This is a genomic window from Actibacterium mucosum KCTC 23349 (assembly GCF_000647975.1).
In the GTDB taxonomy this organism is placed as follows: domain Bacteria; phylum Pseudomonadota; class Alphaproteobacteria; order Rhodobacterales; family Rhodobacteraceae; genus Actibacterium; species Actibacterium mucosum.
This window is the reverse complement of record NZ_JFKE01000004.1, coordinates 94114-119233: the sequence shown is the minus strand read 5'-3', so window position 1 is coordinate 119233 and position 25120 is coordinate 94114. Positions and strand designations below refer to the sequence as shown.

The 25120-nt window shown below is 62.8% G+C and carries 21 protein-coding genes; 16 read left to right on the top strand and 5 right to left on the bottom strand.

Annotated elements, in window-relative coordinates; all coding sequences use genetic code 11:
- Genes ACMU_RS09860 through ACMU_RS09835 form a run of 6 tightly spaced genes read left to right on the top strand, consistent with a single transcriptional unit; the run spans nucleotide 1 to nucleotide 8199 of the window.
- On the top strand, nucleotides 1-1017 hold the full coding sequence (locus tag ACMU_RS09860) for an ABC transporter ATP-binding protein (protein WP_051588237.1): 1017 nt from the start codon (nucleotides 1-3) through the stop codon (nucleotides 1015-1017).
- Nucleotides 1014-1991 carry an ABC transporter ATP-binding protein gene (locus ACMU_RS09855; RefSeq protein WP_051588298.1) on the top strand — a complete coding sequence of 326 codons (978 nt, stop codon included), beginning with the start codon at nucleotides 1014-1016 and terminating at the stop codon, nucleotides 1989-1991. The genes ACMU_RS09860 and ACMU_RS09855 overlap by 4 nt, the downstream gene beginning before the upstream one ends.
- Nucleotides 1991-3010: an NADPH:quinone reductase gene (locus ACMU_RS09850; RefSeq protein ID WP_035259102.1), complete on the top strand. Its 1020-nt coding sequence runs from the start codon at nucleotides 1991-1993 to the stop codon at nucleotides 3008-3010. The genes ACMU_RS09855 and ACMU_RS09850 overlap by 1 nt, the downstream gene beginning before the upstream one ends.
- Entirely contained in the window at nucleotides 3007-4815 is a 1809-nt protein-coding gene (locus tag ACMU_RS09845) for a hydantoinase B/oxoprolinase family protein (RefSeq protein WP_035259101.1), read from the top strand. The genes ACMU_RS09850 and ACMU_RS09845 overlap by 4 nt, the downstream gene beginning before the upstream one ends.
- On the top strand, nucleotides 4802-6847 hold the full coding sequence (locus ACMU_RS09840; RefSeq protein WP_035259100.1) for a hydantoinase/oxoprolinase family protein: 2046 nt from the start codon (nucleotides 4802-4804) through the stop codon (nucleotides 6845-6847). Before ACMU_RS09845 ends, ACMU_RS09840 begins: the two co-directional genes overlap by 14 nt.
- Nucleotides 6847-8199: a M20/M25/M40 family metallo-hydrolase gene (locus tag ACMU_RS09835; RefSeq protein WP_035259698.1), complete on the top strand. Its 1353-nt coding sequence runs from the start codon at nucleotides 6847-6849 to the stop codon at nucleotides 8197-8199. The genes ACMU_RS09840 and ACMU_RS09835 overlap by 1 nt, the downstream gene beginning before the upstream one ends.
- Nucleotides 8200-8229: 30 nt before the next feature.
- On the opposite strand, the gene ACMU_RS09830 is transcribed toward ACMU_RS09835, so the two are convergent.
- The 3 genes from ACMU_RS09830 to ACMU_RS09820 are packed head-to-tail and all read right to left on the bottom strand — an operon-like array spanning nucleotide 8230 to nucleotide 12664.
- A complete protein-coding gene (locus tag ACMU_RS09830; protein ID WP_035259097.1) occupies nucleotides 8230-9111 on the bottom strand; it encodes a DMT family transporter in 882 nt (293 codons plus the stop codon).
- A complete protein-coding gene (locus ACMU_RS09825; RefSeq protein WP_035259095.1) occupies nucleotides 9108-11477 on the bottom strand; it encodes a PIG-L family deacetylase in 2370 nt (789 codons plus the stop codon). Before ACMU_RS09825 ends, ACMU_RS09830 begins: the two co-directional genes overlap by 4 nt.
- A 14-nt stretch (nucleotides 11478-11491) precedes the next feature.
- Nucleotides 11492-12664 carry an ROK family transcriptional regulator gene (locus ACMU_RS09820; protein ID WP_035259093.1) on the bottom strand — a complete coding sequence of 391 codons (1173 nt, stop codon included), beginning with the start codon at nucleotides 12662-12664 and terminating at the stop codon, nucleotides 11492-11494.
- A gap of 130 nt (nucleotides 12665-12794) precedes the next feature.
- On the opposite strand from ACMU_RS09820, the gene ACMU_RS09815 reads away from it, so the two are divergent.
- From ACMU_RS09815 to ACMU_RS09780, 8 genes are all read left to right on the top strand, one after another.
- Nucleotides 12795-14057: an extracellular solute-binding protein gene (locus ACMU_RS09815; protein WP_081805477.1), complete on the top strand. Its 1263-nt coding sequence runs from the start codon at nucleotides 12795-12797 to the stop codon at nucleotides 14055-14057.
- A 61-nt stretch (nucleotides 14058-14118) separates the two neighbouring features.
- Complete coding sequence (locus tag ACMU_RS09810) at nucleotides 14119-15006, top strand: carbohydrate ABC transporter permease (protein ID WP_035259091.1); 888 nt, start codon at nucleotides 14119-14121, stop codon at nucleotides 15004-15006.
- On the top strand, nucleotides 15006-15884 hold the full coding sequence (locus ACMU_RS09805) for a carbohydrate ABC transporter permease (protein WP_035259088.1): 879 nt from the start codon (nucleotides 15006-15008) through the stop codon (nucleotides 15882-15884). Before ACMU_RS09810 ends, ACMU_RS09805 begins: the two co-directional genes overlap by 1 nt.
- A complete protein-coding gene (locus tag ACMU_RS09800) occupies nucleotides 15881-16315 on the top strand; it encodes a VOC family protein (protein ID WP_035259087.1) in 435 nt (144 codons plus the stop codon). Before ACMU_RS09805 ends, ACMU_RS09800 begins: the two co-directional genes overlap by 4 nt.
- Entirely contained in the window at nucleotides 16312-17796 is a 1485-nt protein-coding gene (gene argH / locus ACMU_RS09795) for an argininosuccinate lyase (RefSeq protein WP_051588235.1), read from the top strand. The genes ACMU_RS09800 and argH overlap by 4 nt, the downstream gene beginning before the upstream one ends.
- Nucleotides 17797-17799: 3 nt before the next feature.
- Nucleotides 17800-18846: an ABC transporter ATP-binding protein gene (locus ACMU_RS09790; RefSeq protein WP_035259085.1), complete on the top strand. Its 1047-nt coding sequence runs from the start codon at nucleotides 17800-17802 to the stop codon at nucleotides 18844-18846.
- Nucleotides 18843-19739 (top strand): carbohydrate kinase family protein, encoded by an 897-nt coding sequence (locus ACMU_RS09785; protein WP_035259083.1) that lies wholly within the window; start codon nucleotides 18843-18845, stop codon nucleotides 19737-19739. The genes ACMU_RS09790 and ACMU_RS09785 overlap by 4 nt, the downstream gene beginning before the upstream one ends.
- A gap of 19 nt (nucleotides 19740-19758) precedes the next feature.
- Nucleotides 19759-20733: an SIS domain-containing protein gene (locus tag ACMU_RS09780; RefSeq protein WP_152544576.1), complete on the top strand. Its 975-nt coding sequence runs from the start codon at nucleotides 19759-19761 to the stop codon at nucleotides 20731-20733.
- 209 nt (nucleotides 20734-20942) lie between these two features.
- On the opposite strand, the gene ACMU_RS09775 is transcribed toward ACMU_RS09780, so the two are convergent.
- Complete coding sequence (locus ACMU_RS09775) at nucleotides 20943-21995, bottom strand: ABC transporter ATP-binding protein (RefSeq protein WP_035259080.1); 1053 nt, start codon at nucleotides 21993-21995, stop codon at nucleotides 20943-20945.
- A gap of 17 nt (nucleotides 21996-22012) precedes the next feature.
- On the bottom strand, nucleotides 22013-22798 hold the full coding sequence (locus ACMU_RS09770) for an IclR family transcriptional regulator (protein WP_035259078.1): 786 nt from the start codon (nucleotides 22796-22798) through the stop codon (nucleotides 22013-22015).
- A gap of 130 nt (nucleotides 22799-22928) precedes the next feature.
- Between ACMU_RS09770 and ACMU_RS09765 the strand changes: the two genes are divergently transcribed.
- Both ACMU_RS09765 and ACMU_RS09760 read left to right on the top strand, forming a co-directional pair.
- A complete protein-coding gene (locus ACMU_RS09765; protein WP_035259076.1) occupies nucleotides 22929-24167 on the top strand; it encodes an ABC transporter substrate-binding protein in 1239 nt (412 codons plus the stop codon).
- 65 nt (nucleotides 24168-24232) lie between these two features.
- A complete protein-coding gene (locus ACMU_RS09760) occupies nucleotides 24233-25120 on the top strand; it encodes a carbohydrate ABC transporter permease (protein ID WP_035259074.1) in 888 nt (295 codons plus the stop codon).

The following is a 25120-nucleotide window of genomic DNA, read 5'->3' as shown; positions in this document are numbered from 1 at the left end:
ATGACCACGTTGCTTTCAGTCAAAGACCTTTCCATCGCCTACAAGGTGGGATCGAACGACGTGGTTGCGGTCAGCAATTCCGGGTTCGACGTGCCGAAGGGCACAATCGTCGGGCTTGTGGGTGAATCCGGTTGTGGCAAAACCACGATGGCCCGCGCGCTGACGCGTGTTATCGCCGACAACGCCCGGATTGCGGGTGGAGAAATCGCGTTCGACGGGCAAGATCTTGCCGCGTTGCCGGAAGCCAAGATGAACGCACTGCGGTGGCGGGACATTTCGTTCATTCCGCAATCGGCCATGAACTCGTTGGATCCGGTGTATCGCGTCGAATACCAGATCATGGAAGTGCTGCGCGACCGGGGGGGCATGACGCGCCGCGCCGCCCGTGCACGTGCGGCGGAACTGTTCGAAATGGTTGGCATCGACAAGGGGCGGCTGCGCGATTTTCCGCATCAGTTCTCGGGCGGGATGCGGCAACGTGCAGCGATTGCTCTGGCGCTGGCGCTGAACCCCAAGCTGGTGGTGGCGGACGAGCCGGTTACGGCGCTGGACGTGATTATCCAGCGGCAAATTCTTGACCAGTTGCGGACGTTGCAGCGAGAGCTGGGCCTGTCTGTCATCATGGTGACCCATGACATCTCGGTGGTGGCCTATACCTGCGATCGCACGGTGGTGATGTATGCCGGCAAGGTCGTGGAAGATTGTGATACGGCCACGCTGCTGAACCGGCCTTTGCACCCGTACACGATGGGCCTGAAAAATGCGTTTCCGGACCTGAAATCGGCGGGCAGTGGTGTGCTGACCCCCATTGCCGGAAGCCCGCCGGACCTTGCCGACCCACCTGACGGGTGCCGCTTTGCCGCGCGCTGTCCATTTGCGGCCGAGCTGTGTCGCAGCACCGAACCTGCACCGCTGGAGGTCGAGAAGGGCCATATCGTTGCGTGTCACCGGGCCAGCGAGGCGGCGCAATTGCGACTTGAGGCCAGCAAACCGCAGACATGGGAGGCGATGGCATGAGCGACAGCTTGATCGAAATGACCAACGCCCAACTGCATTACAAAGTGGGCAACAGCATTTCTGCAATGATGGGGCTGCCGTCGACCGTGAAGGCGGTGGATGGCGTCAGCCTGACACTGAAGCGCGGCGAAAGCGTTGGCCTTTTGGGCGAATCCGGTTGCGGGAAGACCTCGATGGGGCGGGTGCTGGTTCGGTTGGAGCAGGTCACCGGCGGTTCTGCACGGTTTGATGGCAAAGAGATCGGGCAGATGAAAGGGGCCGAGCTGCAAGCGTTTCGCAGCCGGTCGCAAATGATCTTCCAGAACCCGTTTGACGCGGTTAACCCCCGCTATTCGATCCGCCGCACCCTTGAAGAGCCCCTTTCGAATGCCGGGATCAAACGCGGGGAATGGCACGATCGGGTGATCGCCGCATTGGAGTTGGTGGGGCTGGGTGATCCCGAGCAGTTTCTTGAACGGTTCCCACACCAGCTTTCGGGGGGGCAGTTGCAGCGCGTGGTTATGGCGCGGGCTTTGATCCTTGAGCCAGAATTTGTGGTTGCCGACGAGCCGGTGTCGATGCTGGACGTGTCCGTGCGCGCAGGGGTGCTGAATGTCTTTCGTGACGTGCGTGACCGGCTGGGGCTGACGGCGATCTATATCAGTCATGACCTTGCGCTGGTGCGGTATGTCTGCGAGCGAACCATCGTGATGTATCTGGGCCGGATCATGGAAGACGGCCCAACCGAAGACATCGTGCATGCGCCGTTGCACCCTTATACGCAGGCGCTGGTTGCGGCTGTGCCGACGCCACATGTTGATCAAAGCCATGCGCCGTTGCCCATTGGGGCCGGCGCCCCGGATCCGCGCAACCCGCCATCGGGCTGTGTGTTCCGCGACCGTTGCCCCCTGGTGCAGGACCGGTGCGCGTCGGACATCCCGCAGCCGCGCAAGATCGGGACCCGCCTTGTGGCGTGTCACTTTGCCGGTTCATGATGCGTGCAGCCGTATATCGACGCACTGGCCCGGCCGCCGAAGTGTTGGAAATGGTGCAGATGACGCGCCCGGTGCCGGACGCGCACGAGGTGTTGGTTCAGGTCAGGGCGTCGGGCATCAATCCCGCTGACGTCAAGCGGCGCGCCGGTTGGAACGGGATGGCGATGGCCCATGAGGCGGTTATCCCGCATTGCGACGGCGCTGGTGTAATTGCAGCTGTGGGGGCCGAAATCTTACCGGAACGGGTGGGCGAGCGGGTCTGGCTATGGAATGCGCAGGGTGGCTATGGCACGGCGGGGCGATCCGATGGAACAGCGGCCGAGTATATCGCCTTGCCGTCAGATCAGGCCGTCACGCTGCCCGAAGAGCTGAGTTTCCAGGAAGGCGCCTGTCTGGGCGTTCCGGCTTTGACGGCGTGGCTGGCCGTGGCGGGCGACGGGCCGGTGGCGGGAAAGACCGTGCTGGTTCAGGGTGGGGCAGGGGCCGTGGGCTGGGCCTGTGTGCAGATGTCCGTGGGCATGGGCGCGCGCGTCATCGCAACCGTTGGTCGCAGGGCTGCGGCCAGCGTGGTCGCCGGGGCTGGCGATGTTGTTGTGTTCGACCGACACGGCACCGATCTGGTCGAAAGGGTAATGGCCGCCACGGACGGCCGTGGCGTTGACCGGATTGTCGAAGTGGATCTGGCGGCCAATCTGGACACCGATATTGCCTGCCTTGCGCCCCACGGCGTGATCGCCAGCTATTCGTCAAGCTCGGACCCCAACCCGGTGCTGCCTTATTACGATTTGGCCAACCTGGGTGCGACCATTCGGTTCCTTCAGGGATTCCGTTTGCCAGCAGACCAGAGGCGCAAGGCCGAGGACACGATCAACACCCTGATCCGCGAGGGGCAAATGCGCCCGCGGATCGGGGCCAGCTATTCACTTGAAGACATTGCCAGTGCCCATGCCCGCGTCGAATCCGGCGCGCCGGGTCAGACCGTGCTGTCGCTGTCTCGTTCAGAAAGGACCCTCCGATGAGCACGCAAATTCGGGCAGCCGAGGCGCTTTGCGATCCGGTTTCCCTCGAGATCATCCGCGGCGCGATTGCCGCCGCTCAATCCGAGATGGAGGCTCTGATCGAACGCACCGCCATTTCAGCGTTCATCCGCGAAAAGAAGGACTTTTATACCGCGCTGTTTGATGGCAACGGAACCATGGCCGTTGGGTCGATGGTGCCGATTTTCGGAGATATGACGCGACCGGTTCTTGAGAAGTTTCCCATGGAAACCATGCAGGAAGGCGACGTTTATTGGTACAATGACTGTTATGGCTCGTACGGCGCGATTTCGCATTCCAATGATCAGGTGCTGCTGGCTCCGGTGTTTCGCGAGGGGCGGGTTTGTGCCTTTGTGATGAGTTGGGCGCATTTCGCCGATATCGGCGGGCTGCGGCCGGGGTCGATCAGCCCCGATGCCACGGACATCTTCCAGGAAGGCGTGATGATCCCGGTTACCAAGATGATCGAGGCCGGAACCGTGAACCAGGCGGTATTGGACATCTTCCACCGCAACTCGCGCTATCCTGACCAGAGCGTCGGCGATATGCGCGCGCTTATGGCTTCGGTCGATCTGGGGGTGCGCCGGGTTGGTGAAATCCTTGACCGGTTCGGAGCCGATGTGACCGAGGACGCGTTGGCGCAACTGCTGCAACGCACGCGCAAACTGGTGCGTGACAAGTTGGCGGACACGTTCGACTACGGCACGCATTCCTTCACCGATGCGATCGACACGGATGGTCACGGCAACGGGCCGTTCCACATGCGGTTTTCGCTGACCCGCCAAAAGGGCACAGGAGGCGAGGATCGTTTCATTTTCGATGCCCGAGACAGCTCGGATCAGGCCCCCGGTCCAATAAACTATCTGATGAATAACGGTGTACCGGGCATGGCGTTGGGCCTGTTCTATCTGGGCGGAGATCCCAGCCAGGTATGCAATGCCGGCGGGCCAAACGCGCTGGATGAGGTTCTGTTTCGCAAAGGCAGTTTCCTGCAGCCCGAGTTTCCTGCGCCCCTTGGCTTGCGCGGACTGACGGCGATGCGGATGATCTCGGCCATGTGTGGGCTGTTGAACACCGGCGGGGGCGAGGCGCCAGCCGCCAATTCGGCCTATGTGGTCAACATCATGCGCGGCAAGTACCGCACCGCGGCGGGAGATCTGGAACCCTACCTGTTGGCAGACGGGATTGGTGTTGGATACGGCGCGCGTGCGACGTCGGACGGGATCGACGCGGTCTATTTCGTGGCGCAGGAAAACTATCCGGTAGAGTTCCTTGAGGCCGGATATCCCGTGACCATGCGCGCCTATGGCATCGCGCAGGATTCGGGCGGCGCGGGTCGTTATCGCGGCGGTTGCGGCATTGTGCGCGAATACGAGATCCTCGCCGAAGAAACGATGCTGGCCATCCGGATCGACAGCGTCAAAAACCCGCCATGGGGCATTCATGGCGGCAAGTCGGGGCGCCACGGTGTTGCAATCGTGAACCCGGGAACAGAGCACGAGATCCGGTTGGATCCCTTGTCTGATGGCAACATGCTGAAGAAAGGCGATATTCTGCGGATCGAAACCGGTGGCGGCGGCGGTTTCGGCCATCCGTTCGACCGGCCTGCAGAGATCGTGCATCAGGATGTTCTGGGCGGCTTTGTTTCCGCCGATGCCGCTTGCAAGGAATACGGCGTGGTCATCAATGGTGACATGCTGGATGTCGCCGCAACACGGGCATTGCGCGCCCAACGCCCTGAAACCCGCCGTTTTTACCGTCAGGAGTACGTCGATGCCCTCGTCTGATATGAGCTTTGATGCGTCTTATGCCGTGGCCGTCGATATCGGTGGAACATTCACGGATATCTCTTTGCTGGACCGCCAGTCGGGACAGGTTTGGCGGGCAAAAACGCCGTCGGTCCCCTCGGACCCTTCGCAGGCGTTTATGACCGGGGTGAACATGGTTCTTGATGATGCCGGGATCGCCGCCGCTGACCTTTCGCGGGTGCTGCATGGCACAACAGTCGCCACCAACATGATCCTCGAAGACAAGGGCGCGCGGACGGCGTTGGTGACAACGCAGGGCTTTCGGCATGTTCTGGAAATTGGCCGGCAGGATATCCCGCGCCATGCGAACCTGTTTACGTGGGTGAAGCCCGCCCGTCCGGTCCCGGCAGAGCGGATTCACGAGGTCAACGAGCGGATCGGAACCGGCGGCAAGGTTCTGGCTCCGGTTGACGAGGTCAGCGTGGCCCGCGTTGCCAACGCCATTGCCAAGCAGAATGTCGAAGCCGTGGCCGTCTGTCTTTTGCACGCTTATGCCAACCCCGCCCACGAACAGCAGGTTGTGGCGGCTCTTCGTGCCGCGTTGCCCGGTGTTGCGATTACCTGTTCGACAGACGTCCTGCCGGTGGTGCGCGAGTTCGAACGCTCGCTCGCGACGGTTCTCAACGCTTCGGTCATGCCCGGGGTTTCCAGTTACATTTCGCGCCTGCAACAGCGTCTGGATACGGCCCATGCCGCGTCGCCCCTGTTGCTGATGCAGTCAAATGGCGGGGTGGCCGGGACCGAAGTTATTCGCACGGCACCGGCGCTGACGGCGTTGTCCGGTCCAGCGGCCGGTGTCGTTGGCGCCGTGGATGCGGCCGCGGCTTGTGGCATCAGGGATCTCATCACGGTCGATATTGGGGGCACATCCGCCGATATCTGCCTGATCCGCGACGGCAATGTTGCCTTGACCCAGCAGGGCAAGGTGGGGGAATGGCCTTTGTCGCTGCCGATGGTGGACATGGTAACCATTGGCGCAGGCGGCGGTTCTATCGCGTCGGTGGTCAACGACACGCTGTCGGTTGGGCCGCATTCGGCGGGCGCAAGCCCCGGACCTGCGGCTTATGGCCATGGCGGCCAGCAGGCAACGGTAACAGACGCCCACGCGGTTCTGGGGAATCTGCCACACGCGTTGTTGGGCGGGTCCATGTCGCTGGATGTCGCTGCGTCGCAGGAGGTTGTAGGATCCAACGTCGCGCGCCCGCTTGGGCTGACGGCGCAGAAGGCCGCGCAGGGTATTCTGGCCATCATGAACAACAACATGGTTGGCGCGGTGCGCACGATCTCGGTCGAGCGCGGCCATGACCCGCGTGATTTTGCGCTAGTTCCGTTTGGTGGTGCAGGTCCGCTGCATGGTTGCGCCTTGGCCGAGCTTTTGGGCATTCAGCAAGTGATGATCCCGGCCGCACCGGGATTGCTGTGCGCCGCGGGCCTATTGGCGGCCGATATGAAGGCCGAGTTCACGCGCGCCCTGCCTGTTGCAGGCGCAATCGATCAGGCCGAGGGCGACGCCATCATTGCCGCGCTAAGTGCCGATGCCAGCAGCTGGATGGATACCGAGAACATCCCAACGGATCAACGGGAGCTTGTCGCGCGTGCATTGGTGCGGTTTCACGGTCAAGGCGGCGAAATCGCGGTTGAATGGGGACAAACGGCGGAAGACACCGAAGACAGCTTTCGGGCCGCGCACACCGCGCTTTACGGTTTCATTCTGGATGCACCGATTGAACTGGTGACGCTGCGGGTCGAGGCGACGGGCCGGACCGAACCTGTGCCCGTTCCCAACCTGGCCTCGATCGAGATGCCGGCGCCGTTGCAATTGCAGCAGGTGCATTGGCCCGACGGCACGGCAGACACACCGATCTTTGACCGCAATGCGCTGGGCGCGGGGGCGCGGTTGGCGGGTCCGGCGATCCTGACACAGTTGGACACCACAACCCTCATCGCGCCGGGCTGGACCGCCGAGGTTCACCCGTCGGGCGCTTTGCTGATATCAAAGGACGCCGCATGATGGACGCGCTTTTTGCCCATATCGACGCCGAAGCTGACAATTTTGTTGCGCGGGTCATGGACTATGTCAGCCATCCATCGATCTCGGCCCATGATATCGGAATTCGGAACGTGGCCGGGATTCTGGTTGAACACCTGGAACAGTTGGGGTTCGACGCGGGGCTGGTTGAAACGCCCGGCCACCCCTTTGTTCTGGGTCACCTGACCGTTGATCCCGAAAAACCGACAGTGCTGCTGTATGGGCATTATGACGTGCAGCCTCCGGATCCTCTGGAGGCATGGGTCAGCCCGCCGTTTGAGCCGACATTGCGCGACGGACGGATATGGGCGCGCGGCATTGGCGACAACAAGGGACAGCATTTTGCGCAATTGCTGGCGATTGAAACGCATCTGAAGGTGCATGGTACGGTGCCCTGCAACATCATCTTCCTTCTTGAAGGCGAGGAAGAGATCGGCTCGCCCCAAATCGCGGAATTCGTTCGGCAAAACGCGGATAAGCTGCAAGCCGATCTTGTGGTGACCTCGGACGGGCCCCTGCATGAAAGCGGTGCGCCGGTCATTACCTTTGGTGTGCGCGGCGTGGCGTCGTTTGACCTGGTGGCCAGGGGCGCGTCGCGCGATGTGCATTCGGGCAACTATGGCGGCGTTGTGCCCAACCCGATCTGGACGCTTGTTCAGCTGTTGGCGACCATGAAGGACCCTGACGGCAACATCACGATTGAAGGGATCAACGAGCCGGTTATCGCCGCAACGAACCTTGAACGCGAAGCCATTGCGCGTTTGCCCGACGACGAAAGCGCAGTGAAGGCGGACCTGGCGCTGCAACAACTCGACGGCCCGGTTGAGCGACCCTATTGGGATCGCCTGATGTTCCACCCGACACTTACGATCAACGGGTTCCACGGGGGTTATGGCGGCCCGGGCACCAAAACGGTGCTGCCCAATGAAGCCATCGCCAAATGCGACGTCCGCCTCGTCGAGCCTTTGACACCCGAATACGTGTTCGAACGGATCGAAGCGCATGTTGCCCGATACGCTCCCGGGGTCGATGTTGTGCGCCACAATGGGATGCTGCCATCGAAGACGCCGCTGGACAGCCCCTATGCCGCCCCCCTGACGCGGGCGATTGCCGCGGCGCGTGGGGTAGAGCCATTGGTTTACCCCACGGTTGGCGGGTCACTGCCGGATTATGTTTTTACCAAGATCCTCGGCAAAGATGCCTTCGTGATCCCTTACGCAAACGCCGACGAGGCCAACCATGCGCCCAACGAGAACCTTGAGGTTGTCCGGTTTATCGACGGCATCAAGACCGGTGCGGCCGTGTTGGACGAGCTTGGCCGACTGCACGGCTGAGGCGCTGGTTCCCTCGGTTTGACCGCGCGGTCAGCGGATCCCCGCGCGGGGCTTGCTGGGGCGCGACAAGGTCAGTGACAGCGCCGCACCGATCACCAGCGCCGCCCCCAGCAACACATGGGGTTTAAGCACTTCGCCAAAGATGAAGAATCCGATAGCGCCGGAAAACACCATGCTCAGATAGCTCAGCACCGACAGCACCGCCGCGTCCCCCCAGAACTGCGCGCGCAGAAAGCAGAACTGCGCGGCCTGCGCAAAGACGCCAACGGCCAGCAGCGGCAGCAATGTGCCCCCGGTCAGCGGCTGCCACGACCACGCGGCGGGCCCGGCGGTGCAAAGCGCCAGCCCGCCGGTATAAAACGCCATCATCACCACCGGCGGCGCGGCGCGCAGGCGGCGGGTCAGGATGACGACCGCCGACGAGGTCACCACCACCAGCACCTGCGCCGCCAGCGCCAGCGCCGGCACGGTCAGCTCGGACGGGCGCACCGCGACCAGAACGCCAATCAGCGCCACCAGCGCCGCGATCCAGTGCCGACCCAGGATGGTCTCGCGCAGAAACAGCGCCGCCATCAGCATCGTGACCATCGGCCGGGTGAACCCGATGGCGGTGAACAGCGCCAGCGGCATGCGCGCAATGGCAAAGAAGCTGGCCGTCAGGGTGATCGATGACAGTGCGACGCGGGCCAGTTGCAGCGGCAGATGCTCGATCTGCGCGAACTGGGCGCGCGACCGCAGGATCCACGGCAGGATCAGGATCAGCCCGACGCTGGCGCGCAGAAACACCACCTGCGCGGCCGGGATATCCGCCCCCATCGCCTTGACGATCGACAAGGCCCAGATGTTCAGCGACATATCGGCAATCAACCAGGCCCCGCCGGCAAGGTTGTTGCGCGGCGGCAGGTTGGTCATGGGCGCGGGGGGGTGATCAGGTTGGCCATCAGACGGAAGGCGCCGGGGGTCAGCTTCTCCATCTGGTGATGCAGGATCAGGGCGCAGTGGACATGCTGCCCGGCGCCGATACGCGCGGCCAGCAGGGCGCCGCGATGGGGGGCCTCGCCCGGATCGGCCATTTCCAACAGCGGCTGATAGGCCGCGTCCCAATCGCTGGCGAAATAGAGGCCACGCTCTTTATGCCAGCCCTCCCAATCGGCGGGGCCGATGGGGTTGGGGCCGGTCAGGATCGGGTGATCGGGGATCAGATGGGTGACGGCGGCGGTCTGGTCGGTGACGCGCCAGCGCAGCGAGGGCTGGCCCACCTGCAGGCGCGCGGGTGGGGTGGTGTCGGGGTGCCAATTGTCCCACGGGCGGTGATAAAGCGTCACCAGGTTGCCCCCGGCGCGTACCCATTCGTGGATCGCGGGCAGGATCACGGCCAGCGACGGGCGGAACCGGATGGCAAAGATGCCGATCACCAGCGTGTCGAACCCGGCCAGCGGGTTAGGCTGGGCCAGATCTTCATCCCCCAGCGCGGTGACATCGGCGCCGATAGCGCCCAACCAGTGATCCACCCGGTCATTGCCGCCGCCCACATAGGCGACGCGGGCCCGGGGCAGGGCGACATCCACCGCGCAGACGCGCAGTTGCGCCGGGGCCAAGGCGAGCGTGGGGGCGATATGCGGATAGGCGATGGGCCGGGCGGTTTGGGCCGGGTGGCCGCCCAGCGTCAGGGGCAGGGTGTAGATGCCGGCGGGCAGATCCGGCGGCGCGGTGATGTCAAAGCCTGTCCCGGTGGCCTCAGCAGTCCAACCCTCGGGCAGGGTCAGCGCCGGGGTGGCGTCGGTGGGGAACTGGTTTTGCAGCTGGATCGACAGGTCGCGGTTTGGCTGGGCAAGGTTCAGCACCTGCGCATCCGGCGACAGGTCGGCCTGTCGCGCGGGCAGCATGGCAGGCGGGTCTTCGAAGGGCAGCAACGTTGTGGCGTGAACGCCGTTCACCGCGCAATCCACCCGCAGGCGCGGGGCCGGCGGGTTCAGCGGATCATAGGTCATGCGGTAGCCATCGCGCGGCGCGGCCTGGGCGGTTGTGGCGAGGGTGTGGGGGCCGGATTGTTCCCAACCCGCAGGCAGGTCCAGCCGCGTGGTCAGCGCGTCGGTGGTGCCGTCGCGGGTCTCCAGCGTTACGTCGGCGGTGTCGCCCGGGGTCAGCCACCGCTTGTCGGTCCGTGCCCGGACCTCCGCGCTGGACGCCAGGTAGAGGACGCGGGCCAGTTGGCGCTCTTTCAGCGACAGGCGGTGCATCAGTTGGGGCGCCAATGCGTCAGGGCAGGCGGCCGTGACCTCGCGGATCAGGCGCAGCGCCTCGGTGGCGTGGCGCAGGATGGCATCGGTATTGGGGAAATCGGTGGCGGCGAAATCCAGCGCGTCCTGCGCGGCGGTCAGCTTGGCGCCCAGATCGGGGCCGGCGGCATCGGCAAAGGCGCGAAGTGTGGCGGGCAGGCCCGAGGTCAGGTCCAGATCGGGGCCGGCCACGTGGCTTTCGGCCAGGTGCAGCGGCCAGTCGCGTTCGGCCCCGGCGGGCACCCAATGGCCCATGGCCTGGGTGCGGTGATAGGCGCGCGAGTGCTGGCCGATCTGATCATAGCTCCAACCCGTCACCGGGTCGGGCGTTTGGCCGGGGATGGTCAGGGTGGCGGGCGGCGGCGGCAGATCGTCGTCATAGGTTTGACCGGCGCCGGAGAAGGCCGGCAGGTAGAGTTTGCCGATCTGCCAGGGCGGCAGGTTGCTGTCAAAACCGGGATCGGCGGCGGCGGACATGACGCGATGGGCCATCTGTGTCATGGCGCGGTGGTGGCCGTGCTGGCCGGGCACATCGAGGAATGTGGGGCACAGGATATCGGGTTTCTCGGTCCGCACCACCTGCACGAAGCGGGCCAGCGTGTGGTCGGATTGCCAATAACCCAGCGTCTCGTCGCCGCTTTTGGAAAAGCCGAAATCGAAGATCGGATCGTCCGGCCCGTCACCCAGCCAATACATGCGCATGTCCAGCACGTCGCAGGCGCGCTCCATCTCGGCGGTGCGCAGGGCGCCCAGAACCTCGGTCGCTTCGGTGCCGATATCGTTCTGGCCGCCTTCGCCGCGGGTGGAGCAGACATAGGCCGTCGAGATCCCGTCGCGGAAGGTCAGCGCCGCCATCAGGCCAGAGATCTCGTCATCCGGATGCGCGCCGGAATGCAGGAAACGCAGGGTGGATTTCAGCGGTTGCAGGGCAAACCACAGCTGGATCAGGCGCGGCTGGCGGCGTTGTTCGGCGATGCGGTCAGGAGCAGTAAGGGGCATGGCAGCGTTCCGGGTTAATGCGGGGTCAGGCGGGGCGTGAAAGAGTGGTTCAAGACCAGTGCAGCGGCGCCCTGGGTGGCCGACATCCGGCCCGAGCGTCCGCGCATCAGGCGCGGCAGTTCCCGTTCGTCACGATTCGAGACCGAGCGGTCAGACAGCGCGCAAGCGACAATCAGGTGGTCGAGGATCTGATCGGGCATCGCCCCGCCCAGGATGATGGTCTGCGGGTCGCACAGGTTCTCGATCGTGGTGATGGCGTGGGTCAACGGTTCGGCGGCCTGGTTCAGCCAGCCCATCAGGTGGGGGTCCGAGGCATCGTAAAGCTGTGCCAGCGCGTCGCTGGTGGCGGCGGCGATGCCGTTTTCGGCCAGATGTGCCTGCAGAGACAGGCGGCTGACGGCCTGTTCCAGAACCACGGCGCCGTTGCCGCTGGGCACGGTGATATGGCCGATCTCGCCGGCATTGCCAAAGGCGCCCTGCATCAGCTGGCCATTGGTGACGATGCCAAGGCCCAGACCCGCGCCAAAATACAGATAGGCGTAATGCGACACCCCTTCACCCGCGCCGCCATTGCGTTCGGCCATGGCGGCGGCGTTGGCGTCGTTTTCGACAAAAACCGGCAGGTCCAGCGCGGTGGTGAACCACAGGTTGGCGTCTATGTCGCTCCATTCCGGCAATTCGAGGCCTTTTTGCGCGGCGCTGGCGGTGCCAAAGGGGCCGGGCATCACGATACCGGCGCCCATCAGCCGCGCGGGATCTCCGCCCGCATGGGTCAGTGCGGCCTTGCGCAAGGTCAGGATTTGCGCGGTGACTTCTTCGGGCCGGGTATCAACCAGCGGTGTGCGGCGGGAAAAGACAGTATCACCGTTCAGGTCCAACAGCGCCACCAACAAAACGTCGGGCCGTATCTCGACCCCCAGCGCATACCCTCCGGCAGGGTTCAGCGAGTATTGCACCGCGGGAAGGCCGCGCCCGCTGGAGACACGCTCGCCCTCCAACAACAGCCCGTCCCCCGCAAGGTCGGCAATGATGTTCGACACGGCTTGCGTGCTGAGACCCGAGGCGCGGGCGATCTCGGCCCGGCCAATCTGGCCCGCGCGGCGCACATGGCCCAGCACCATCTGCCGGTTATGGCTGCGCGATCGGCCGGGATTTGCACCGGCGGGGTGGAGGGTTTTGGTGGTCATGTTTCCGGGTTAACTCAACTAGCTTGATAATTCAACTAACTTGAGTTAACGATGGGGAACAGGGGCCGCAAGTGCCCTGCACAACAGATTCCGAAAATGTCTTGGCCAAGACGACACAGGGAGACCGACAATGGCGAAATTTGGTATGAAAAGCTGGCTGTTGGGTGCTGCGGCATCGATCGCAGCCTTTGCAGGTTCGGCGGCAAATGCTGTCGAGATTGAGTATTGGCAGTATTTCTTTGACGCGCGTGTTGCCGCGATGGAGCAGCTGATCGAAAACTTCGAGGCCGCGAACCCCGATATCACGGTCAAGATGACCCATTTCCCCTATGCCGATTACCGCACCAAGGTGGCCGCGGCCATTCCGGCGGGCGAGGGGCCTGACGTGGTGCAGCTGTTTTACGGCTGGCTGAACGATTACAAGGCGGCGCAGCTGATCCAGCCGCTGCCGACGGATGCGTTCCCGGCTGATCAAGTGTCGGCCGACTTCTTCCCGATGGTTGGCGCGATGCGCGAGGGCGACAATTACTGGGCACTGCCCACTGCCGTGCGCTCGCTGGCGCTGTTCTATAACGAGCGTCTGTTTGACGAGGCGGGTATCGACAGCCCGCCCGAAACGCTGGACGAGATGATCGAGATCGCCAAGAAGCTGACCAAGGCTGACGGCGCCGGGAACCTGACGCAGGTGGGCATCACCGCCGGTATGAACGCGCAGGACCACCATTGGTTCCGCGAGGTTCTGGTGCGTCAGATGGGCGGCGAGCCCTATCTGGATGACTATCACACCGTGAACTACAATTCAGACGCGGGCGTGAAAGCGATCGAGTTCTACACGGGCCTGGCCAATGACCACAAGGTCACCGCCTTTGGCTTTATGGACGAACCGCAAGCGGCGTTTAAGGCGGGCCGCGCGGGCATGCATATCGACGGCTCGTTCCGGATCGGCAGCCTGAACAAGACGCGCGGCCTGAAATGGGGCGTAACCGAACTGCCCGCCAATGCGGCCGGCGAACGGTTCAACTATTCGTCTTACTGGGTGAACGCGATCACCACCAAGGCCGAGGGCGAGAAATACGACGCCGCGGTGAAGTTCATGCAATACGTGACCTCGGACGAGGCCATGCAGATCTGGCTGGACGTGGTGGGTGAGCTGCCAGCGAAACCGTCGGTTGGCCTGACCGATAGCAACGCCAATAACCCGGTCTTTGGTCCTTTCATTCGCGGGCTGGCCTATGCCAACACCACCAAGTTTGCCAATGAATCTGGCCAGCGCCAGATCCTGATGGACATGGTGCAGCGCATGGATATCGAGGGCCAGGCGGCCACCGATGCCATCGCCGTGGCAGCCGAGGCCGAGCAGAAACTGCTCGACGACTACTACGCCTCGAACTGATCGGATGCGGGCCCCCAAGCGGGGCCCGTTTCCCAACCAAAAGGCAGCAAGGGCGACAGGCATGTATCGCAACCTGACAATCCGGCAGAAACAGATCGTTTGGGCCTGGGCGTTCCTGGCCATCCCGGTGCTGTTTTATGTGGTGATCCGGTTCTATCCCACGGGCAATGCGATGCTGATCTCGTTGCAGAACTGGAACCTGCTGGGCGACCGCACCTGGGCAGGTTTGGACAATTACGCCAAGCTGATGCAGGACGAGGTGTTCTGGAAGGTCTTCAAGAACACCTTTGTCTATCTGCTGATCGGAACGCCGGTCAGCCTGGTGATCTCGTTCATCATTGCCTATCACCTTGACCGCGTGCGGTTCATGCACGGCTTTATCCGCATGCTCTATTTCCTGCCCTTTATGACCAGCGCCGTGGCGATGGCATGGGTGTGGCGCGGGTTTTACCAGCCTGTGCCGGTGGGTCTGTTCAACAATTACCTGGCCGCCGCCGGCATCCCGCAGATCGAGTTTCTGCGGTCGACCACCAACGCGCTGCCATCGATCCTGGCACCGGCGGTCTGGGCTGGTCTGGGCTTTCAGATCATCATCTTCATGGCCGGCCTGCGCGCCATCCCGCGCAGCTACTACGAGGCCGCGCGCATCGACGGGGTGCCGTGGTGGACCGTGCTGTTCGAGATCACCATCCCGCTGTTGAAACCGACCATCGTCTTTATCGTGGTGTTCTCGTCCATCGGGTTCCTGCGGATTTTCGACCATGTGTTCAACATGACGTCGAACGACCCCGGCGGGCCGCTGAACTCTACCAAGCCGTTGGTTCTGATGATCTATGACACCGCATTCAACGCTTTCGACATGGGCTATGCCTCGGCACAGACCGTCGTTTTGTTCCTGATCCTGCTGATCGTTTCCCTGATTCAGCTGCGCATTCTGAGAGACCGCTGATGGCCGCCACCGACAATATCCGCGCCAGCACCGAGACGCTGTTTTCCGGCACGGCGCAGCGGCGCTCGGCCAATATGGGGCAGATCCTGCGCTGGCTGATCCTGTTCATCGGCGGCGTGGCGATGGTGATGCCGATTGCCTATATGATCTCGACCTCATTGAAATGGCCGCACGAGATCTATGACGTCAACCTGATCCCCAAGGAACCAACCATCGAGAACTATACCTTCGTGCTGGAGGATGGGCGGTTCTACATGTGGTTCCTGAACTCGATGATCATTGCCACGATCACCACCTTGTCGAACGTGCTGTTCGACAGCCTTGTGGGCTATACCCTGTGCAAGTTCCGCTTTCCCGGCCGCTATATCGTCTTCATCGCGATCCTTTCGACGCTGATGATCCCGACCGAGATGCTGGTGATCCCGTGGTATCTGATGAGCCAGCAGTTCGGCTGGCTGGACACCACATGGGGCATCATGTTCCCCGGGCTGATGACGGCGTTCGGAACCTTCCTGATGAAGCAGTTCTTTGAAACCGTGCCCGATGATTTCATCGAGGCCGCGCGGATCGACGGGCTGAACGAGTTGCAGATCTGGTGGACGGTGGCGATGCCGCTGGTGAAACCGGCGCTGGCGGCTTTGGCGATCTTTGTGTTCCTGGGCAACTGGACGGCGTTTATCTGGCCGCTGATCGTCACCAACTCGGTCGAGATGTACACGCTGCCGGTGGGGCTTTCGACCTTCGGCGACGAGGCCGATGTGCAGTGGGAACTGATCATGACCGGGGCGGCGATCTCGACCATCCCCACCCTGATTGTCTTCCTGATCTTCCAGCGGTTCATCATCCGCGGCGTGGTTATGGCGGGGTTGAAGGGATGAGCTTGGTTAAGCCCGATCGACTGGACCATGTGCATCTTTACGTGCGCGACCGCGCTGCGGCCATCGGCTGGTACACGCGCGTGCTGGGCATGCGCGAATACGGCAAATGGCGGCAGGATAACCCGCCCGATGATCATCCGGTGTTTCTGGCCACGGCGAACGGGGTTCACGTGATCTCTCTCTTTGTGGGGGATCGGCCGGAAGGGGGCGACAGAACCGTGGCTTTCCATCTGGGTCCACAGGCGTTTTTGGCGTTTGCGCGGCTTTTGCCCCATGCCGATCTGGAAGGCTATGACGGCAAACCGCTGACGCGCGAGGGGCTACATGATTACGGCATGGCGATGACGTTCAATTTCCTTGACCCGGCGGGCAATCATATCGAACTGGTCACCTATGACACCGACCCGGTGCGCGCGGGGCTGGCGGCATGACCGATACCTCTGTTTTCCCCGATCCCGCCTATATGGAGACGGTGCTGGCGCCGCTGTTTGAGGGGGTGAAAACCCATTACGCGGGCCACATGATGGCGATCAACCGCGCGCATCTGGTGATGCTGGCCGAAACCGGCATTCTGGGCGCCGAAGACGCGGCGGCCATTGCCGGGGCGCTGGGCGCGATTGAGGCCGAAACCGACATCGCCAGCCTGACCTATACGGGCGAGCACGAAGACTATTTCTTTCTGGTCGAGGCCGAGCTGAAAGCGCGGTTGGGCGATCTGGGCGGGGCGCTGCACACCGCCCGGTCGCGCAATGACATGGACCACACCATGTTCAAACTGGCGCTGCGGACCCGGGCCGAGGCGTTGCAGGCCGCGCTGGCCACTCTGACCCAAGCGCTGATCGCCAAGGCAGCGGACGAGGCCGACACCCTGATCGTGGCCTATACCCATGGCCAGCCGGCCCAGCCCAGCACGTTTGGCCACTACCTGGCCGCTATGATCGAGGTGCTTTTGCGCGACATGGCGCGGCTGAACGCCGCCATTGACGGGATCGACCATTGCCCGATGGGGGCTGCGGCGATCACAACGTCGGGTTTTCCCATCGACCGGGGCCGTGTGGCCGACCTTCTCGGGTTTTCCGGCCCGCTCCTCAATTCCTATGGCTGCATCGCCTCGGTCGATTATGTCACGGGGCTGTATTCCGCGATCAAGCTGGTGTTTTTGCATCTGGGCCGCGTGGTGCAGGATATGGCGTTCTGGTCCAGTTTTGAGGTGGGGCAGCTTTACGTGCCCAACGCGCTGGTTCAGATCAGCTCGATCATGCCGCAAAAGCGCAACCCGGTGCCGATCGAACATATGCGCCACCTGGCCAGCGCCACGGTGGGCCGCTGCGACATGGTGGTGAACGTGATGCACAACACGCCGTTTACCGACATGAATGACAGCGAGGGCGAGGTGCAGCAGGCCGGCTATGCCGCTTTTGACAGCGGCGGGCGGGTGATTGCCTTGCTGACCGCGTTTCTGCCCGCCTGTTCGGTCAATGGCGCCCGCGTGCGCGCCAATGCCGATGCCGCCTGCGTGACGGTGACCGAGCTGGCCGATACGCTGGTGCGAGATGACGGGCTGACCTTTCGGCAGGCCCACGAGGTGGCGGCCAAAACCGCCCGCGCGGTGATTGCCGCCGGGCAGCCGCTGGGCCACGGTTTTGCCGCCTTCGCGGCGGCGTTCCGCGATGTGGCAGGCCGCGACAGTTCACTAAGCGACGCGGCTTTCGCCGATGCCACATCCCCCGAAACATTCATCGCACGGCGCAACCGCCCCGGCGGGCCCGCCCCCCACGCGCTGCGCGCAGCGCTGCAAGAATACGGCGCCGAGTTGGACGCGCTGACTGCCGCCGCCGCCACCCGCACCACCCGCTATGCAACCGCGCAGGACCAGCTGGCCCGCGCCTTCACCGACCTGAAGAAGAGCTGACCCATGGCCAATCTTGCCCTCCGAAACCTTGTCAAAACCTATGACAAAACCGAGGTGTTGCATGGCATCAACCTGGACGTTGCCGATGGCGAGTTCGTGGTGTTCGTCGGCCCCTCGGGCTGCGGCAAATCCACCACGCTGCGCCTGATCGCGGGGCTGGAGGATACCACGTCGGGCGAGATCGAGATCGCCGGGCGCACGGTCAACAACCTGGAACCCAAGGATCGCGACATCGCGATGGTGTTTCAGAACTACGCCATCTATCCGCATATGACGGTGCGCAAGAATATCGGGTTTGGCCTGCGCACCTCGAAACTGCCACGCGCGCAGAAAGACGCGCGGATCAACGAGGTGGCCGAGATTTTGGACATGACGCCGCTGTTGGAGCGGAAACCCAATCAACTGTCGGGTGGCCAGCGTCAGCGGGTGGCCATCGGCCGGGCCATGGTGCGCGACCCGGCGGTGTTCCTGTTCGACGAACCGCTGTCGAACCTCGACGCGCAACTGCGCACGCAGATGCGGCTTGAGATCAAGAAACTGCACCAACGCGTTGGCAACACGATCATTTTCGTAACCCATGACCAGGTCGAGGCGATGACAATGGCCGACCGCATCGTGATCATGAAAGACGGCCATATCCAACAGGTCGGCACCCCGGCCGAGGTGTATCACAGCCCCGCCAACATGTTCGTGGCCACCTTTATCGGGGCCCCGGCGATGAACATGCTGACGGGCAAGGGAACCGGCGGGGGTATCGCATTGCCCTCGGGCACCTTTGCCACCAACGGGCCCGATGGCGCCGATCTGGTGCTGGGCGTGCGGCCCGATGACCTGATGCTGAGCGGCGGGCAGGCGGTGACGGCCGGCAAGGTGATCCTGCGCGAGCCGCTTGGCTCCGAGACGCTGATCTATGTCGACACACCCTCGGGCGAGATCATCGCGCGCGCCGATGGCCGCACCCCGCCCGAAGTGGGCGAGACGGTGCAACTGGGCGCTGATCCGGCCAATGTGCATGTTTTTGATGCCGCCAGCGGACAGGCGGTGCGGTGACGGCGCGCGCGCATAAGCCGGGTGTTCTGTGCGCCGGGCGGGTCTATGCCGACCTGTTGTTTTACGACATGCCGCGCCTGCCCAGCCTGGGGACCGAGGTGTTTGCCGATGGCCTGCAGATCTGTCCAGGCGGTGGCGCGTTTATTACAGCGGCCTATCTTTCTGCGTTGGGACGGCAGGCCGAGTTGGCTACGGGACTGTCTTTTGGGCCGCTTTCGGGCGTGATGATCGAGCAGATCAGCGCGGCAGGCGTCGGTACGGAGATGTGCAAGCTGACCACGGACACGGGCCCGCAACTGACCGTGGCGATGACCGGTGGAGATGATCGCGCCTTTTTGACCAAACGTGCCGGGCCCTCGGCGCTGCTGCCTGATGCCGGGCAGGTCGGGGGGATGGGGCACTTGCATGTGGGCGAATTGCACACACTGGCGGAACACCCCGAGCTGATCGGGTTTGCGCGCGAAACGGGCATGTCCATTTCATCCGACTGCGGGTGGGAGGATACGTTGCCCGCCGATGCAGCCGCCCTGATTGCCCAGTTGGACCTGTTCTTGCCCTCGGCCACTGAAATGCAACGGTTACAAGCCGCTGGCTTGTCCGCAACCCCGGCGCCATTGACGGTGGTCAAGCAGGGCGGCGATGGAGCCATGGCCGTTGCGCGCGGCGAGGGTCAGGTGCAGGTGCCTGCCGAACCTCGGGATGTCGTAGACGCTACCGGGGCCGGGGATGCGTTCAACGCCGGGTTCCTTGATGCCTGGCTTGGCGGTGCATCGCTGCGTGACTGTTTGCATGCGGGTAACGCGTGCGGCGGGGCCGCGATTGCGGCGGTGGGCGGTATCGGCGGGGCAAAGCTGATTGCGCCATTGCCTGAGCCACAACAAGCAAGATATTAGAATTGCAGGAGTAATTCAGTTGACCACTTTGATGCGGGCCGAGATCGGGGAGATCCCCGAGGCCGCAGCGCGATTGTCCGCGCCCGACGTTCAGGAAGAGTTTCGCGCCATTGCCGCGCGTTGGACAGAGCGCAATCCGGCGGCTTTTGTCACCATCGCGCGCGGGTCATCCGATCATGCGGCGACCTACTTGAAATACGTGATCGAAATCTTGTCGGGACGTCCGGTCGCCTCGGTCGGGCCATCGGTGGTGTCGCGGTTCGGGGCATCGCCTCAAGGCGGTGCAGTGCAGGCCATCGCGATCAGCCAGTCGGGTCGCAGTCAGGATTTGGGGGCCGCCACGAAGGGTTTCGCAAGCGGGGGCGCCCCGGTGTTGGTCTTAACCAACGCGCCTGACAGTCCTTTGGCACAGGTGGGCACCGACGTGTTGCACGTGCGTGCGGGACCGGAAAAAGCGGTTGCGGCGACCAAAAGCTATGTGAACTCGGTTCTGGCGGGCCTTTGGGTTATTGGCCACTGGGCACGCGATGCTGAATTGTTAAAGGCGCTGGCGGGGTTGCCTGCGCGTTTGCAAGCGCAGATGTCGCGGCCCGATGCGGCGCTTGCCGATATGTTGTCCACCGCTGGACGCGCGTTCGTTGTGGGGCGTGGTCCGGTTTTGGGCATCGCGCAGGAGGTGGCGCTGAAGATGCTGGAGGTCTGCGGAGTGCACGCGTCGGGCTATTCCTCGGCTGAGGTCTGGCACGGACCGGCGGCGGTGATCGGGCCGGACATGCCGGTGATCGCACTGAGCCCGTCGGATGACGCCGCCGAAAAGGCCCGCGCCTTGGGCGCAACGGTTGTGGAGATCGGCCCACACGATGGCTCCCACCCGATGTTGGCCGGATTGGAGCAGCTGGTGGTGGCCTATCTGGCGCTGGAGCAGGCGGCGCGGAACCGGGGCCGCAACCCCGACGCACCACCCAATCTGAAGAAAGAGACGGTGACACTGTAGGTTAAACGCACCCCAGCCGGTTAACAGCGCCGAAGGCGCCCGGCTGATCGCCAGACCGCCCCAGAGGGTTGGCGATTATGCATCCGTTTGCACTGCGGATCACCCAATAGAGGTACTTTGCCGCCATAAAGCGGCCCAATGCCCCCGTTGGGTCGCCACCCCGCGGTCTTTAGCGTCCAATTTTGGTGTCGCGGCTGTTTCCGGTTTCTTTAGCGCAACCGTGCCTCGGTTGCGGGGTCGAAGAAATAGGCGGTGGCCGGGTCAAACTGTACCTGAACCGATGTGCCGGCGGCGATCACCTCGTCGCCCTTTGTCTCGACCACCAGCTTCTCGCCCGTGGGCGTTTTCAGATAATCATAGGCCACGCCGCCCAGTTGCTCGGACAGGTCAACCTTGATGGGGCTGTCGGCGGCGACAACGTTCAGGTTCTGCGGGCGCAGGCCAACGATCACGTCGCCATTGGCCGAGGCCGGGCAGGGGATCTGCATACCGTCAAGCGCCGGAATGGTCACCGTGCCGCCCGAGGCTGTGCCGTTCAGGAAGTTCATCGACGGCGAGCCGATGAAGCCCGCTACGAATTTGTTGTCGGGGTCTTTGTACAGATCCATGGGCGAGCCGACCTGCTCGATATACCCGGCGCGCAGCACCACGATCTTGTCGGCCAGGGTCATCGCCTCGACCTGGTCGTGGGTCACATAGATCATCGTGGCGCCGATCTCGGAATGCAGGCGGGCGATTTCCACCCGCATATCCACGCGCAGCTCGGCATCGAGGTTCGACAGCGGCTCGTCGAACAAAAACACCTCGGGGCCGCGGACAATGGCGCGGCCGATGGCCACGCGCTGACGCTGACCACCGGACAGGGCCTTGGGTTTGCGTTTGAGGTATTCGTCCAGCTTCAGAATACGGCTGGCCTCGCCCACCTTGGCGGCGATCTGATCCTTTGGCACGCCGTTCATCTTCAGGCCGAACCCCATGTTTTCCTCGACCGTCATGTGCGGGTAGAGGGCGTAGGTCTGAAACACCATGGCCACGCCACGTTCTGCCGGATCGGCGGTGGTTACATCACGGGCGCCAATCTGAATCTGGCCGCCGGTGGTTTCCTCCAACCCTGCCACCATGCGCAACAGCGTGGACTTGCCGCAGCCCGACGGGCCAACAAAGACGCAAAACTCGCCTTCTTCGATCTGCAGATCCACGCCGTGGATCACCTGTGTTTCGCCATACTTCTTAATGACGTTTGTCAGTTCAACGCGCGACATGCGGCTCCTCCAAAGGATTAATTCTGTGTCGGGAATTGCCAGTTTGCGGCTTCTGTCCCGATTGCTTTTGCTGTTTTTGTCAGGGCGGGGCGGAAGGTGTTCAAACCGTCCAGCGAGTTTCGGGTGGTGGTTGTCGTGATCGACAAGGCGCCAATCACGCGGCGGCCACCAGACAGGATCGGCGCGGCGATACAGATGATGCCGGGCTCATGCTCTTCGCGGTCATACGAGATGCCATCGGCGCGGATTTCTTCCAACTCGCCGCGCAGGCGTTCGGCACTGCTCAGCGTGTTGCCCGTATACGCGTAATAGGCTTGCTGGCTGAGGGCGCGGTCCTGCGCGTCTTGCGGCATGAAGGCCATGATGGCTTTGCCCACACCGGTGCAATAGCCGGGCCCAACCTTGCCGGCCTGGCTGAACATCTCGACCGGGTTGGCGGCGTTGCGCTTGTCGACATAGAGGACCTGACCGCCCTCCATCTGCGCAAGGTGCACGGTTTCGCCGGTTTCCTGCGCCAAGGCGTCAATGAACGGGCGGGCAACGGGGGCCAGAGAGCTTTGCGCCCAGGCCGCATGCGCCAGCCGCACCAGCCGCACGCCCAACGCATAAGTCTGCGTGTCGGGGTCATAGCTGAGCATGTTTTGATTCGTGAGCGTCTGCAGGAACCGGTACAGCGTCGCCTTGGGGTGATCGGATTGTTCCAGCAATTCGGTGAACCGCACGGGGCGGCCAAGGCTGGCTACCAAATCCAATATTTCCAATGCTTTACCGACTGTTCCGTCGCTGCGCGCTGGCTTGCTCATTTCAATTCCGTCCCTTTGGTTCCCTGCGGTTGGCCGCAAGGAAGCTATTGACAACCCTAGATTCGGCAGTCAGTATTTTCAATAGTTAAAACTTGGTTTCAATATTTGGAACCAAATCGGGAGGACTAAAATGCTTAAATTTTCCAAGCCGCTCGCTTCGGCGATGGCGGCCTCGACGCTTCTGGCAAGCGTGGCGTTTGCAGGTGAGCTGGTGATCAACACCGACACCTCGGATCCCGCGCCCAAAGCTGCGTTCGAAGCTTTGATTGCTGGCTTTGAAGCCGAAAATCCGGATGTCAAAGTGACGTGGAACCTGTTCGATCACGAGGGCTACAAGACCTCGATCCGTAACTTCCTGACCGCCGACGCGCCGGACCTGGCCAACTGGTATGCAGGCAACCGCATGCTGCCTTATGTCAACGCGGGCCTGTTCGAGCCGGTGGATGATGTTTGGGAAGAAAACGGCCTGAACGAGTCGTTGGCCTCGGCCAAGGGGTCGATGACCATCGACGGCAAGCTGTGGGGTGTGCCCTACACCTATTATCAGTGGGGCGTGTACTATCGTAAGGACATCTTCGAGGCCAATGGCATCGACGTGCCCACCAACTGGGATGAATTCATCGCGGCCGGCGCCAAGCTGACCGACGCCGGTGTGACGCCGATCACCATTGGTACCAAGTACCTGTGGACCGCGGGCGGCGTGTTTGATTATCTGAACCTGCGCACCAACGGCTATGATTTCCACATGGCGCTGACCAAGGGCGAGGTTGCCTGGACCGATGACCGCGTGCGCGCCACCATGGCCAACTGGAAACAGCTGATCGACGCTGGCTTCTTCCTGGAAAACCACGCCGCTTACAGCTGGCAGGAAGCGCTGGCACCGATGGTGCAGGGTGATGCCGCCATGTACGTGATGGGCAACTTTGCCGTGGCCCCGCTGCGCGAAGCGGGTCTGACCGATGATCAGCTGGGCTTCTTCCAGTTCCCGGTCATCAACCCCGACGTGCCGCTGGCCGAAGAGGCCCCGACCGACACGATCCACATCCCGGCCAACGCCAAGAACAAGGAAGATGCCAAGAAATTCCTGGCCTACCTGGCGCGCGCCGATGTGCAGACCGCGATCAACGACACGCTGGGCCAGCTGCCGATCAACAAGGACAGCCAGGTTGGCGACGACAAGTTCCTGCAGGCCGGCTATTCGATGCTCAGCTCGACCACCGGCGGGATCGCGCAGTTCTTTGACCGTGACGCCCCGGCTGAAATGGCCAAGGTTGGCATGGAAGGCTTCCAGGAATTCATGGTGAAGCCTGAGCGTCTGGACGCCATTCTGGAGCGCCTCGAAAAGACCCGCGCGCGCGTCTACAAGTAAACCTTTTCGGTCGGGCAGCCTTGCGGGTTGCCCGGCCCATCCCCTGATCCAAAGGCCCCCCTTTCATGCAGAGCTATTGGAAAGCAAACCAGCAGCGCCTTGCGCCTTGGCTGTTCCTGGCCCCCGGCATCGCGATGTTCGCGCTGTACGTCATTTTCCCAATCTTTCAGTCGATGAGCATCTCGCTTTACGAATGGGACGGGCTGGGCGAAAAATCCTATGTCGGCATGGGCAATTACGTGGAGCTGATGGATGACGAGGCCTTCTATACCTCGTTAAAAAACAACGTGATCTGGCTGGTGCTTTACATGCTGGCCATCCCCGCCGGGTTGTTCGTGGCCTTGTTCCTGAACCAGACCGTGCGCGGCATTCGCATCTATAAGTCGCTGTTTTTCTTCCCCTTCGTGATTTCTCAGGTTGTGGTGGGTCTGGTCTTTTCCTGGTTCTACGATCCGTCCTTTGGCCTGCTGAACGTGGCCCTTGGCGCCATTGGGCTGGACCCGATCGCGGTGCTGGCCGACGAGCGCTATGTCACCTATGGCATTATCGCCGCGGGCCTGTGGCCGCAGACGGCCTATTGCATGATCCTCTATCTGACCGGCCTGAACGCCGTGGACCCCGAACAGATCGAGGCCGCGCGGCTGGACAACGCCAAGGGCGTGAAAATGCTGTGGTACGTGATCCTGCCGCAACTGCGCCCGGCCACCTTCATTGCCGTGGTTGTCACCGTGATCGGCGCGTTGCGGTCGTTCGACCTTGTGTCGATCATGACCGATGGCGGCCCGTGGGGCTCCAGCCGGGTGCTGGCCTTTTACATGTACGAACAAGCGTTCAGCGAATACGGCTTCCGCATGGGCTATGGCGCGGCCATCGCCGTGGTGCTGTTCCTGATCATGATGGTCTATATCACCGGCTTCCTGTGGAAGATGTACCAGGACGAGAAGGGGCGCTGA